Source organism: Bradyrhizobium sp. LB14.3, assembly GCF_040547985.1.
In the GTDB taxonomy this organism is placed as follows: domain Bacteria; phylum Pseudomonadota; class Alphaproteobacteria; order Rhizobiales; family Xanthobacteraceae; genus Bradyrhizobium.
Window position 1 is genome coordinate 221138 of record NZ_JBEPQT010000002.1, and the last position, 12295, is coordinate 233432.

18 protein-coding genes are annotated in these 12295 nt (G+C 64.4%); 4 read left to right on the forward strand and 14 right to left on the reverse strand.

The window, feature by feature from the left end; genetic code table 11:
- Window positions 1–188 precede the first annotated feature (188 nt).
- On the forward strand, window positions 189–446 hold the full coding sequence (locus ABIB00_RS04690; protein ID WP_247346760.1) for a hypothetical protein: 258 nt from the start codon (window positions 189–191) through the stop codon (window positions 444–446).
- A gap of 142 nt (window positions 447–588) precedes the next feature.
- Here ABIB00_RS04690 and ABIB00_RS04695 read toward each other — a convergent pair whose 3' ends face one another.
- Window positions 589–1248 carry a cell envelope biogenesis protein TolA gene (locus ABIB00_RS04695; protein WP_354103560.1) on the reverse strand — a complete coding sequence of 220 codons (660 nt, stop codon included), beginning with the start codon at window positions 1246–1248 and terminating at the stop codon, window positions 589–591.
- Window positions 1249–1478: 230 nt separating this feature from the next.
- Window positions 1479–2015, reverse strand: a complete 537-nt coding sequence (locus ABIB00_RS04700) for a helix-turn-helix domain-containing protein (protein WP_354103561.1) — start codon at window positions 2013–2015, stop codon at window positions 1479–1481.
- A 211-nt stretch (window positions 2016–2226) separates the two neighbouring features.
- On the opposite strand from ABIB00_RS04700, the gene ABIB00_RS04705 reads away from it, so the two are divergent.
- Window positions 2227–2577, forward strand: coding sequence for a zinc ribbon domain-containing protein YjdM (locus ABIB00_RS04705; protein ID WP_354103562.1), 351 nt, complete (start codon window positions 2227–2229; stop codon window positions 2575–2577).
- 68 nt (window positions 2578–2645) lie between these two features.
- Here the strand turns inward: ABIB00_RS04705 and ABIB00_RS04710 are convergent, their stop codons facing one another.
- The 6 genes from ABIB00_RS04710 to ABIB00_RS04735 form a co-directional block, all read right to left on the reverse strand.
- Window positions 2646–3566, reverse strand: coding sequence for a DMT family transporter (locus ABIB00_RS04710; protein WP_354103563.1), 921 nt, complete (start codon window positions 3564–3566; stop codon window positions 2646–2648).
- 72 nt (window positions 3567–3638) lie between these two features.
- Window positions 3639–3785: a hypothetical protein gene (locus tag ABIB00_RS04715; protein WP_247346753.1), complete on the reverse strand. Its 147-nt coding sequence runs from the start codon at window positions 3783–3785 to the stop codon at window positions 3639–3641.
- A 264-nt stretch (window positions 3786–4049) separates the two neighbouring features.
- Window positions 4050–4304, reverse strand: coding sequence for a hypothetical protein (locus ABIB00_RS04720; protein WP_354103564.1), 255 nt, complete (start codon window positions 4302–4304; stop codon window positions 4050–4052).
- Between the two features lie 171 nt (window positions 4305–4475).
- The gene (locus ABIB00_RS04725; protein WP_354103565.1) at window positions 4476–4679 is read right to left on the reverse strand and encodes a hypothetical protein; all 204 of its coding nucleotides are present in this window, start codon (window positions 4677–4679) and stop codon (window positions 4476–4478) included.
- A 63-nt stretch (window positions 4680–4742) separates the two neighbouring features.
- A complete protein-coding gene (locus ABIB00_RS04730) occupies window positions 4743–4901 on the reverse strand; it encodes a Flp family type IVb pilin (protein ID WP_354103566.1) in 159 nt (52 codons plus the stop codon).
- 57 nt (window positions 4902–4958) lie between these two features.
- Window positions 4959–5129, reverse strand: coding sequence for a hypothetical protein (locus tag ABIB00_RS04735; protein ID WP_354103567.1), 171 nt, complete (start codon window positions 5127–5129; stop codon window positions 4959–4961).
- A 135-nt stretch (window positions 5130–5264) separates the two neighbouring features.
- Here ABIB00_RS04735 and ABIB00_RS04740 point away from each other — a divergent pair, with 135 nt between their 5' ends.
- Window positions 5265–6578, forward strand: coding sequence for a M15 family metallopeptidase domain-containing protein (locus ABIB00_RS04740; RefSeq protein WP_354103568.1), 1314 nt, complete (start codon window positions 5265–5267; stop codon window positions 6576–6578).
- Between the two features lie 12 nt (window positions 6579–6590).
- Here the strand turns inward: ABIB00_RS04740 and pdxY are convergent, their stop codons facing one another.
- From pdxY to ABIB00_RS04755, 3 genes are all read right to left on the reverse strand, one after another.
- Window positions 6591–7403, reverse strand: a complete 813-nt coding sequence (gene pdxY / locus ABIB00_RS04745) for a pyridoxal kinase (RefSeq protein ID WP_354103569.1) — start codon at window positions 7401–7403, stop codon at window positions 6591–6593.
- 240 nt (window positions 7404–7643) lie between these two features.
- Entirely contained in the window at window positions 7644–7955 is a 312-nt protein-coding gene (locus ABIB00_RS04750) for a hypothetical protein (RefSeq protein WP_354103850.1), read from the reverse strand.
- Between the two features lie 135 nt (window positions 7956–8090).
- Window positions 8091–8297 (reverse strand): hypothetical protein, encoded by a 207-nt coding sequence (locus ABIB00_RS04755; RefSeq protein WP_345946791.1) that lies wholly within the window; start codon window positions 8295–8297, stop codon window positions 8091–8093.
- 57 nt (window positions 8298–8354) lie between these two features.
- Here ABIB00_RS04755 and ABIB00_RS04760 point away from each other — a divergent pair, with 57 nt between their 5' ends.
- Complete coding sequence (locus tag ABIB00_RS04760; protein WP_354103570.1) at window positions 8355–8687, forward strand: DUF3551 domain-containing protein; 333 nt, start codon at window positions 8355–8357, stop codon at window positions 8685–8687.
- Between the two features lie 19 nt (window positions 8688–8706).
- On the opposite strand, the gene ABIB00_RS04765 is transcribed toward ABIB00_RS04760, so the two are convergent.
- The 3 genes from ABIB00_RS04765 to ABIB00_RS04775 all read right to left on the reverse strand — a co-directional run bounded on the left by ABIB00_RS04765 (window position 8707) and on the right by ABIB00_RS04775 (window position 12207).
- On the reverse strand, window positions 8707–8934 hold the full coding sequence (locus ABIB00_RS04765) for a hypothetical protein (protein ID WP_354103571.1): 228 nt from the start codon (window positions 8932–8934) through the stop codon (window positions 8707–8709).
- A gap of 223 nt (window positions 8935–9157) precedes the next feature.
- The gene (locus tag ABIB00_RS04770; protein ID WP_354103572.1) at window positions 9158–10129 is read right to left on the reverse strand and encodes an SH3 domain-containing protein; all 972 of its coding nucleotides are present in this window, start codon (window positions 10127–10129) and stop codon (window positions 9158–9160) included.
- Between the two features lie 155 nt (window positions 10130–10284).
- Window positions 10285–12207: an FAD-binding monooxygenase gene (locus ABIB00_RS04775; protein ID WP_354103573.1), complete on the reverse strand. Its 1923-nt coding sequence runs from the start codon at window positions 12205–12207 to the stop codon at window positions 10285–10287.
- Window positions 12208–12295 lie beyond the last annotated feature (88 nt).

The window sequence follows — 12295 nt, forward strand, 5'->3', positions numbered from 1 at the left end:
TGTCGGAATGATGGGTTCGTGAAACGCGAAACCCATCTTGCAAGCCACAGGCTGATGCCGGCTTGCCGGCGACAACGAAGCGCGCAACTCAATCGACCGGTCCCGCGTTCCCCAGGGTTGCAGTCGGCAATTCAACACGCTAGACGTTTGGCCATTAAAGCAAGTCGATTCGGAACTCCGGGGGATATATGAACAAGCTGATGACGGCTTTCGTCGTGATGTTTTTGTCGCTGGGCATCTCTATGGCCAAGGCTGCCCCCCTTTACGAGTGTGGCGGCGACGCTGCCTGCCAAGCCAAGCGCGATCGTATGTCCCATGATACTTATGCGCGCAACATCAACCGGTGCCTGGCCGCAGCCGGCGCCACGATGGAGCAGTGGCGCGCCCATGCCGTGCCGCGCGCGCAGGCAGACAAGGTTCGCGCCTGCCTTCAGGCGCACGGCTGACTCCGCCAATCGACCTCTGCATCGAAGCCGGCCGTCACCCAGGCCTTGCTCTGGGAATGCGTGAATGTCTCGGGGTCTTCGTGACGCTACCACGTGCCATGATCGGACATCTCGCTCCTCCTTGAATCGGTCCCGGCGGCCCCTATTCCCGCGCGCGCCGCACCGCCTCCGCCAGCTTCATCCTCTGCTTGTCCCAGCGCGTCGCCTCCGCCTCGGCGCGTTCATCGAGCGCGGCGCGCTCGGCTCCGATCGCCTCCGTCCGCGTGTCGTGCTCCCGCCTCGCCTTGTCCAGCGCCGCCTGCGCGCTCGCGACCGCCTTGTCCCGGCGGGCGCGCTGCTTGGCGCGGGCGGCCTCTTCCTTCCGGCGTTTGGCTTCTCGCCGCCGCTCTTCCTGCTCGAACGCCGCGGCGGCCTTGCGGGCTTGTTGATCGTCGATCTTGCGGGATGATTTCCCTGTAGCCTTGGCCGCAGCCTTTTTCGGCTTGGCTTTGGATTTGGCTCTGGATTTTGGCCTTGCCTCGTCGTCAATGAGATCGGTCGGCAGCTTGGCCTGCTCGGTGAACGGGCCGTCCGATCCGACCGGGCGCCTGAGCACGACACCGGGGCTTGCCATGGTCGCGGCGACGATGTCGGGGTCGTCGGTCTCCTTCGCGGCGCCCTGATGGAAGAGATTGGATTTGGCGCCCCAGGCGTCCAGTGCCGCCTTCATCGATGGCGCGGCGACCGCCTGGTCGTAGAAGCCGAGCGAGGTCTGGTAGGTCTTCAGTTTTCTTGTTGGTTTTGTTTTCAGGTCTTTTGGCATGTCGCCCCGTGCCTTGCGACGCATCAGCTTCAGCCGTCGCACCGGCGCCACGATGCCATACTGCCCCTGTTTTGCCCGACAAGTCAAATTCGATTCGGTATCGCCGAAGTCGATCCGGACAATGCGGAGCCCACCATCAACAATTTTTCGGATTTGCAAAACGTTGAAATCCTTACGAATTTCTACTGTGCATGGGGTTGTTTTCGACGTTTTTGTTGGACGGGTGCCAACTACGCCGCGTCGACGTCCTCAGGCGCCGGCCCCGCCACGAGCCCGTCGAGACCCACCATCAAGAGATCTGCGATATGCATCAGCTGATACAGCGGAATGTCCGCCTCGCCCATCTCGGCCAGCGACACGAAACCGGGCGTGGCACCGATCAGCTCGGCGAGCTGCGCTTCCGTGTAGCCGCGCCTCTCGCGCGCAGTTTTGACGCGCGCACCGATCCCGAGCCTGTGCCGGGACTGCTCGTCCGCGGTCATCATGACGGCCTGCTCGTCCGTGCTCGCATAGCCATCGGCGAATGCGCTGCCGATCAATCTGCCTTTGCGCCAAGCAACCCGGCAGTCCTTGCGCAGGCCGCTGCTGAAGACCAGCGTGAATTGCTCCGCGACCCATAACGAGGCGTTGAGGCCCAGGCGGGCGCCGGTGCCGGAGACGTCGCGGATCGTGCAGGGCGCGCTGATGATCTTGCCGGTGCCGTTGTCGAATTCGACAATGCCGGTCCGCAACGTGTGATGTCTGACGGCGGCACGATGCTCGCTCATGACGGGACGTTCCTCCTGGACGCTCCTCCCGCGGCGACGTCGAACGGACGCCGCCGGTAAGCCCGGACCTCAATACCGCAGACTTTTTCCTGAACTCCTAAGTTTCCCCGGGTTCGACCGGGACTGGAAGCCATGGTAAAGGATTCGCTCCCAATCCATCTTTTCCGGCGGAAGGCGTGCGGCGCGCCCGTGACGGGCGACGAGGCGAACGATGACCGACACGATGAAATGCCCGACCTGCAATTCCGAGCACGCCTACGAGGATCGTGGTCTCTGGGTCTGCCCGGAATGCGGCCATGAATGGAGCGGCACGGCGGAAGCGGCCGCCGACGCCGCGCAGGATTCCGGCGTGCGGGATGCCAACGGCAATGTGCTCGCCGACGGCGACAGCGTCATCGTGATCAAGGACCTCAAGATCAAGGGCTCCTCCTCCGTCGTCAAAGGCGGCACCAAGGTCCGCAACATCCGCCTGCAGGAGGCCAGCGACGGCCACGACATCGCCTGCAAGATCGACGGCATCGGCGCGATGAATCTGAAATCGGAGTTCGTGAGGAAGGCGTAGCAAGGCGATGCGCTCGCCCTGAACTTTTCGGGCGGTCGGCCGTTCTCTGAAACCCGCGTTTCTGCGATCTATCGCTGCCGCTGCGCCAGATAAAAGCCGCACAGCACCGTCACCAGGCCCGCGGCCTGCAACATCGTCGGCTGCTCGCCGAGCAGAAGCCAGCCGGTGAGCAGCGTCAGAGCCGGCACGCAGGCCGGGATCACGGAGGCGCGGGCGACGCCGAGGCGTTGGACCGAAACAGCGTAAAGATAGAGCGCGGCGGGGCCGGCAAGCACGCCCTGCGCCAGCGCCTGGATGGCGTTCTCGGTGACACCGATCGCGGCGACCCGGGCGAGCCCGCCGGTCATCAGGTAGATCGGCAAGAGCAGCAACGACAGCACGTTGATAACGAGCGCGGCCGACACCGCGGAGACACGCCAGTGGCGCAGCAGCGCGCCAAAACCTGCGAACATAAATCCGGTCAGCACGAAGGTCAGATCACCCAGCACGCCGTCGGCGCCGATATGGCCGATCGATTCCGCGCCGATCACGCCGAGGCCGCCGACGATCACGAAGGCGCCGACAAGGCGCGATGCAGAGATATGTTCCTTCAGGAACAACGCCGCGAGCAGCAGGCCGCCGAGTGTCGCGCAGGAGGGCTGGATCACGCTGCCATGGCCGAGCGGCACGAACAGAAAACCAGTGTAGGAGATCAGCGACATCACGGGGCCGCCGAGCACCATCAGCACAAGGCCCCTGCCCCAGCCGATGCCACAGAGATCGCCGACGCCTGCGCGCATCACCAGCGGCAGAAACGCGATGCCAGACCAGACATAGCGATGCACCAGCAGATCGACCGGCGTAAAGCCGACCTTGAGGCCATGCCGCGTGCCGGCAAAGCCAAGCGCCCAGAACAGCGCCGCGGCGAGGCCGCAGACGACGCCAAGCAGCGCCGGCGCCGCATCGTTTTTGTGAGTGAGAGCGTCAGCGCCGCTCGTCCGCTGATCCATGCGGCAAGCCTTAGGTCAGCGCGTGATGAGGCTCAACCCACGCGGTTGCAGGGCTGGCACGTCGCTTACGCGCTAGAAAAACCCGGGGCTGAGATCGAGCCCATATGTCAGGCTCAGAACGAACACGAACAGCGCGGCAGCTGCGAACAACGCGATATGCCTGAGGATAAACGCGCGCGGCGAGGCGCTCGCAATAACGGCTTTCTGTGCAACGGGCATGACGGCTCCATTATGAAAATGATTCTTGGCCGCGCAATAAGCGACGCCCGCATCAAGCGCCCCGATCTGCAAAGCAACTATTAAAGAGATCACACTCGCTTTGAACCGCCGTACACAACCGGCACGTGACGGCGATTTTTCTCGCCGTGACTTTCTCAATCCGCGCACCCGCCGCGCTAAAAAAAGACCGCGCTCCCGAAAGGGAACGCGGTCGGCGCAGGCTCGCGTGGAGGCGAGCCTGCTTCAGGTCGGGGTGAATTCAGATCAGCGCGCGCTGCCCATCGTGACGTCAGCGGTCTTGACCTTGCGCGGCGTGAGCACGCGGGCCTGGTGGACCGAAGCGACGGTGGTCGGCGCAGTTGCCTGCTGCTCGACATGCGCGGCACCGAGCACGCGCACCTGCATCGGGGAGACCGGGAAACCGTTGGCCTCATAGGTCGGCAGCTCGGCGGCGAAAGCCGCGGTGCTGCCCGCGATCGTCAGGATGGCGGCGGCAATCGACAGAGTCTTCTTGTTCATTGGTGATGCTCCTGATGGAAGGTTCGGAGCACATCTAAGCGCATTTTGCTGCAATGCGACATACGTTGGTGCATTGCAACAACGCGTCCGGCGCATGGCAATATGTTTAATGCGCGCAAGGCTTTGGCCAAATCATCGCCGGCTGGGACATGACACTTTTATGAGCATTGGTCAGCCGCCGAGCACATTACCCCAGCCGTCGAAGACGTAGACCTTCCAGCTCACGGTTCCGTCCCCGCCCGGACGGCTGGCGCGCCGGTAATCGTCGGCCTGCTCAGCGGTCCAGGTGATGATCGTATCGGAGAGCAGGTCATGCAGGATGGCGGGCTCGGCGGGGTCGAAGGCGTCCATGGGACGAAGCGAGGAATGCGTCATGAGCGCATAACGCGCTAGCCGGCCCAAGGTTGCTCCGAAGCGTCGGGCGCCGCACCACGCAGCTTATTTCAACGCCGTCGCCAGCGATTGCAGCTTTGCGACGAGGTTGGTGCCGAGCGCGTAGATGATCTCGATGATCGCGAGCGCGATGCCGGCTGCGATCAGGCCGTATTCGATCGCGGTGGCGCCGGATTCATCGGCGGCGAATTCGGCCCATTGCATCTCAATTTCACACGCGTGTCCTTCCCAACTCTACCGGGAATCGCCGGCGCGGGAGACTTACACAGCCACAATCCAAGATTGAGTAAACTCGACCGCCTCAAATTGACGACAATGAATGCTGCATTTGCAGGCCTTTTTGGCCGTGGCGCCCTTGGAACCGCAGCGGAACCCGCCGTTGCCGCTGCGCAACACCTGTTCGAAAAGCCCGCTTTCGCCGAATTGCGCCATTGCGCCGCCACACCGTCCTCCGAACAATTGACGCGCGGCCTGCCTTTTCGTGCAAGACTGCATGATAAAGAGTGTCGGCATCACGACTGTTCGGAGAAGACGAGGTTCAAACAGAACCGTTTGGAGGCAGGGATCATGGATGATCGGCGGTCTCTTCTGGTGGCGGTATCCTGCCCCTCGGCGGTTCTTGCCGGCTGGTTGGCACTCTCTCTGTCCGCCTATGCCCCTGCCCTCATCGAGAACAGCGGCGCCAATGCTTCTGCCGTCTCGCGCGCGAAAGATCTCGGCCGATTCGACCTCGCCGACATCCCGCACGCTGCGACCATCGAGGACGGCGTCGCCCTGACCGCCAATATCGCGGCCGCGGTCGCTGCGACTCCGAGCCTGGTAACCGCTGAAGAAGCAACGCCCGAAGCGCCTGCTCCCGCCATCAAGCTCGCCTCGGCCGACCCAGTGCTGATCTTGCCGAACGAGGCGCCGCCCGCGCCGCAGATTTCGCCTGAACCCACGCCCGTCGTCAGCGAGGCACCGCCAGCGCAAGAGCCCGCGATAAAACTCGCATCCGCCGATCCCTCCGAGATCGTGACGACCGACGCGCTGTCGCCCGCGACCATCACGACCGGTCCGGCGCCGGCCGCGAGCAAGGCCTCGCCGGCCGCGGACACCGCCGCCGTGCTCGACGAATGCTTCGTCATGGAAGCCTGCATCGACCGCTATCTCTGGGTGCTCTATCAGCGCACGCCCAAGGAAGATTCGATCAAGGTCGAGGATCGGCGCGCCGTCACCGTCAAGCGCAAGGGCAAGACGATCACAGTAATGCGTAGCTTCACGAAACTGGTCGACGAGGACTTTGGCTGGAAGGATCCGAAGGCGGCCGACCACGCCGGCATGTCGATGATGGACTACGTGATCGGCGGCATGGACAAGAGTTTTAAGCAAAAGCTGTTCCGGACGCTGCTCGCGGCCGAGGCCGCCGGCCTTTCGCCGGGCATCACCAGCGCGTTCCGCGACAACTATCGCCAGTCGATCGCGAGCGGCTTGAAGGCCGCCTCCGACCGCTCCTATCACGGCGGCAGCACGCGCGGCGGCTACGGCCACGGCATGGCGGCCGACATCGTCAGCACCAAGGGCGACAACCGCGCGCAGCGCTGGGTTTCGACCGAGGTGCTGTGGAAATGGGTCGACGCCAACGGCAAGGCGCTCGGCATCGGCCGGCCCTATCTCGGCCGCGATCCGCCGCATGTCGGCCCGGTCGACGGTCCGGAATACGTCTCGCGCCGGGGAACGTCGGACCGCAAGGAAGCCGCCAACGTCAAGCCGAGGAAAGCGCGGGCTGTCGCCAGCGCAAAGCGGCCCAAGGCACAGGCGAAGTCGCAGGCGACGCGCGAGCAGAAGCTCCCGGCAAAGCCGCAGAAGTCGGCGCAATCGGCCGCGAAGCGCGCGACGTGAATCCGCTAAGGCTTACCGTCCCCGCGTCGGCAGTGGCACGAGCCGCATCTCGGCGGTGCCGGCTTCCTGCGTGCGCACCAGCACCGCAAAGATGGTCTCGACCGCGAGCCGCACCGCCGCCTCGGTTGCCCTGCCCCTGGCCAGATGCGCCGCGATCAGGCCGGTGAGGAGATCGCCGGTGCCATAGGGCCGGATCGGCAGGCGCGGTGTCGCCAAGCGCGACAACTGACCGTCGGCGCACAGAATCGTTTCCACCTGCCCTTCCGCCGTGTCGGTGAGCGTGCAGCCGGTGGCGACCACGTCGATGCGGCCGGTCCCGGCGAGCGTCGCGCAAGCCGCGCGCAGGCCCTGCGCATCCGCGATGGTGAGCCCGGAGAGAAGCTCGAGCTCGAACTGGTTCGGCGTGGTCAAATTCGCAGCCGGCAGCAGCCGGTGACGGACCACGTCCGAAATGCCGTCGGCAACATAGACGCGGCCGTCATCGCCGATCACGGGATCGCAGAGATAGACGAGGTTTGAATTGCGGGTCAGCGCCCGCTCGACGAAATCGGCAATGACAGCGGCATTGCCGGGCGAGCCGAGGTAGCCGGTGACGAGCACCGCGGCCTCGTCGACGAGATCGCGTTCCTCGAGGCCCTTCAGGAGATCTGCAACGAACTCGGTCTCCAGCACCCGCCCGCGCAGGCTCGGATAGCGCGGATGGTTCGACAGCAGCGTCGTCGGCACCGCCGCGACGTTCACCCCCTCCGCCTGCATGGCATAGGCGGCCGCGCTGTTGCCGACATGGCCGTGGACCACCTGGCTTTGAATGGAGATGACGAGCATGGAGGAGGTCCGTAGGATCAAACGCTGGGTGTGGCAAGTGTAGCCCGCCGCGCCAGCCTCGCAAGCGCCGAACATGTCGGCCATGGCATCGGCATAGACCGCGATCTCCGCCTCGCTCCGCGTTTCCTCCGGCGCGGCTGAAGCGCCACCGTGCGACCGACGGCACGCCCGAACTCCACGTCGTCCACGCAGGGCTGCTCGCGCAGACCTATCGGCGCGCCTAGCCGAACCGGCCCACGCCTATTGGCTTTGCGACGGCTTGGGAAGACGCGGCGCGGATCGCTTTGCACCCGGTTTGGCCGCGGCTCGCGGCGGCGGCGTGTCGACCGATTCCAGATACGCCGCGAGCGCCTTGGCCGTGTCCGAACTGGTAGCGTAATGGTCCTTCAGGAACCAGGACAGCGTCAGGCTGAAGCGCCCCTTGGCAAGGCCGCGCGGGCTGCGATGGCAGGTCGTGCAACCATCGGCGAAGAGCTTTTGCGGCGACTTGCCGGCATCGAGATTTTGCGCGGCGGCAACTGTCGCCGTCAGGACGGCGGCGGCAAGAGCCATCACGGGCACGATCACGTTGCGCCCCGGTCGAAATAGCGGAATCAATATCGTCCCCTGGTGCGTTTTCGAGCGAAATGGATATACCGGTTCGCGCAAAGAAAACGCGTCAAAAGAAGAAGCAGCCCCGTGTTGCGGTCAGGCCGCCAATAGCTGATCGAATTCGGGCGGCGCGTAGGCCTTGCCGTCCTGGTCGGTGATGACGACCTTCCATCCCTCGCTCGCCCAAACCTTTGCCTTCGCCACGATGAGCAACCGGCTTTCGCGGGCATAACTGCACTTCTCGTTGTCGCGTTCTGCGATCATCTTATAGGCCAATGCGCATCCCCTAGCGTTGCCCTGCACCCGTTCTCCTCGTGGCAGCGGGCTTTGTCGGCAATTCGCCGGGAGCGTGGCAATTTGATGCCATCCACGGCAGCTTTGTGGCTTGGTTCCGGCCGAACGAGGGAGGTCGATCGTGCGCCATATCAGGAACACTATCTGCTTGCCGCGGGCTTGCTTGGAGCGGGCTTGCCCGGCGTGGCGCCGACAGCCGCGCAGACCTACGATCCGCGCCATTCCGTTTGCTTCGAGATCTACACCATCGACGGCCGCAGCATCGATTGCAGTTTTGCGACGATCACGCAGTGCGCCGCGACCGATTCCGGGCAATCCGCCCAGTGCTACGCCGATCCTTATGCCGTGCAGAGCCGGCAGCTGAGCCCGGTTCCGTCGCCGCCGCGACGAATCCGATAGCATCAGGTCTGCGCTTCGATCAGTGGACGCGGATGATGTGGGGACGGCCGAGATCGATCAGCCCCTTTACCGCCGAAAGGCGGTCGTCGAGGGCTGCGATGGTGAGCAGCAGATTGTTTCGGCGTTCGTCGAGAAGGCCCATCTCGGCGCCGGATAGTTTGATGCTGGACCGCTCCTTGTGAATCCCGTCGAGGGATTGGCGCAGCCCGGCAATCAGTTCGGACAGCTGCTTGGCCTCCTTGGTCATCGACCGCTTCGCGACATTTTGGCGGCGCGTCTCCGCCTGGCTCTGTCTCATCGTTCATCCTCCCGTGCCCCGCTGCCCCGAGTGGAATGCTTACAGCTTTGGGTAGACATATTACGATCGATGAAATCTGCTCGCGAAGAACTTTCTTAAATTAGACGCGCCGGGAACCGGTTCGGACCGAGCAGAAAGCCCGGCGCGAGGGCCGGGCTTTCGTTGGGCTGATTTAATGCTTTTGGTGGCCGCCACCGGGACCGCCGGCCGCCGCACCGCCGCCACGCGGTGCGGCGTTCATGTGAGGAGCGCCGCCGCCGCCATGCGGCATCGCGGGCACAGCCGCGCGCGGCGCCGGCATTTGGGCATGAGCATTCATCGGCGAGCCGTGGCTGACGTTGGGCTGGGCAACATGGGGCATCGCACGGCGGCTTGCGGGCGCGGCTGATACACGCGGCGTCTCATGCGGGCCCGCCATCGGCTGCGCACGCACGGCCGCGCGGCTCGCAGCCTGCTCGTGCATGATGCGGGCCTGCGCATCGCGCGGATTGCGGCTCTGCAGATTGGTCCGCTCATGCGCGATGCGCTCGCTTCGTCCAGCACGGCTCCGGTCCGTCGTAACCGCAGTCTCGTGCCTGGCGATGGCGGCGTCGTGCCGTGAGGTCACGGCATCACGACCGGAGACCGCAGCCGCACCCTTAACATTTGCACCGTTGCGCCCGAGTGCGATCGCCGCATCGCGCGTTGCCGCGCGGCCGATGCGAGCCGCGCGCGGATCAATCGTCATCCGCGTCGCGTCGCGCTGATGCGAGGTCCAGTAGCTGTTCCAATGGGCATGCCGCCGATACCAGGGCCGCCCCTGATAATAGCTCGACCAATACGAGGTCAGCACGAATGGGACAACGGGCACGTCGATCTCGTCGACATAGTCGGGGAGATAGACGTAGTGATTGCGGTAGAGGTATTCGAGATATTGCGACGACACCCAGCCACGATCATCGGAGAAGCTCACGTCGCACCAGGCGTTGCCGCGCAGGCAACCATGGATGTTGACGCGGGCACCCTCCGGGATGCGATCGACCAGCGGAAAGCCCGAACCCGGCCCGGCGCGCAGGCCAGTCGAGACGGTGACCATGCCCGGTGCGGCCAGTGCGGCCGTCGGGGCGAGCAGCAACGCGGCTAACAACACACTTCGGAATCTCATGGCGTAGTCCTCCTCGTTCGAGTCGGAACGCGCAAGCAGAACGGGCGTTCCGCGTACGATGGTCTCATTCGTCGAAAGATCGAGACCGATACCGCGCGCGGTTCAATATTCATTCGCCGTTCATCGAGACACCGCGCAAGCGCCGTGGCGGCCCGTCAATTCACTTGCAGCATGAAGACGTCGAAGTACGCAGCAAGCGCCGCAAAATCATCGATCGGCAGCACGGTCGCGACGTATTGATCCGGCCGCACCACGACCATGCAGCCGGCCTTGCGGTCGACGCCGCGCATGGTGAAAACGTCTTGACCATTCTTGATATCCGGACAGAACATCTTCTCGTAGTCGATCAAGCCGTAGCGGCCTTTGCGCGGGAGCAGCAGTGCGGGCATCGCCTCGACGGCGAGCTCGCGATGATCCTGCTGGAACACCGCCCGCAGGTCGATCACGCTGTCGATGTCGGCTCCGACAGGCGTATGGCGCCTGACCGGTGACTCCCGCGCCTCGGAGAGGAAATTGCACAAGGCGCGAATGGCCGAGCCCTCGGCCGCCGGATCTTCCGCAGGCGAAAACGCGTAGATGCGGAAGCGGCCATCCGCCTGCGCAGCGTGACCGAGATGGACCGGCTTGGCGTCCGCAAGCCGGATCACGGGCGCGGAATGGAAACGCGCGCCGATGACGAGGCCTTGCGCGAGATGCTGGTGGGACGTCGCTCCGGTGAGAATCGACGGGCGGTATTGCGTCGCGGTGCCCGCGGTGTACCGGCCATGCTTCACAAAATAGGCCTGCGTCCTGGCGGCATCGGCGCCGCCGGCCTTGGCGCCGGACGCAAGAATGCCCGCCCATTCGCGGTCGAAATCGATCAGCTCTTTCGCAACCGCCTGGCGCTCGGCCGAATAGGAATGCAGCAGGCTTGGCGCAGACTGCTTCCGCAAAACGGCGGCGAGCTTCCAGCCGAGATTGAAGGCGTCCTGCATCGAGACGTTCATGCCCTGCCCCGCCTTCGGGCTGTGGGTATGGCAGGCATCGCCGGCGATGAAGATCCGCGGCAGACGCGAGTTGATCTCGGCCTCCGGCACGTCGTCGAACTTGTCGGTCAGGCGCTGGCCGATCTCGTAGACCGACCACCACGCGATCTCCTTCACCTCGAGCGTATGCGGCGTCAATATCCGCTGCGCCTTGGCGATCACGTCCTCGGCGGTGATGTTGCGATTGGTGACGCGCTCGCCGATGTCGAGCTTGGCGAGCTCGACATAGAGGCGGACCATGTAGCCGCCTTCGCGCGGGATGATCAGCAGGCTGCCGTCCTTCGCCGACTGGATCAGGGCTTTGAAGCGGATGTCCGGAAAATCGGTCACCGCCAGCACGTCCATCACGCCCCAGGCGTGATTGGCGGAATCGCCGTGCAGCTCGCGGCCGATCGATTTGCGCACCGTGCTGCGCGCGCCGTCACAGCCGACGACGTAGCGCGCCTTGATCGTCTCGACCTTGCCCTCGTTCCCCGCATCGACCCGTTCGAGCCGCACGGTCACGGCATGGTCGGCGGGACCCGCGGCCGGATCGACCTCGAGATCGAGCAGGCGTCGGCTGTAATGCGGCTCAAGCTTGGCCGGCGCTTTGCGCATGACGTCAAGAAAGCCGTCATGGATCCGCGCCTGGTTGAGGATGACGTGCGGGAATTCCGACAGCCCGTCTTCGACGTCCTGCACCCGGCCGCTGCGGACGATGTTTTCCGGAATCCGTTCGTCCGGCTTCCAGAACGTCGTCTCGTTGACCCAGCAAGCTTCCTTCAGAACGCGCTCGCTAAAGCCGAAGGCGTGGAACATCTCCATGGTGCGGCAGGCGATGCCGTCGGCCTGCCCGACCAGCAGGCGCCCCGGCTTCTGCTCGACGATGCAGGTCTTGATGTCAGGGAATTGCGCAAGCTGGGCGGCGAGCGTCAGGCCCGCAGGGCCACAGCCGACGATGAGGACATCCACTTCGTCAGGCACGGCCCCCGCTGCGCCGGAAGCCTGAATGCGTTCTGCGGGATCGGCGATTTCAGGGTCGCCCGGTTGAAATCCATTGAGATGGAATTGCATGAGCACCTCTCCCCGAAACGTTCTGTCTGGATATTGCTCAGTATGCTGATTATCAGTATACTTGTCAACGATCCCAACCGTCCCTGCC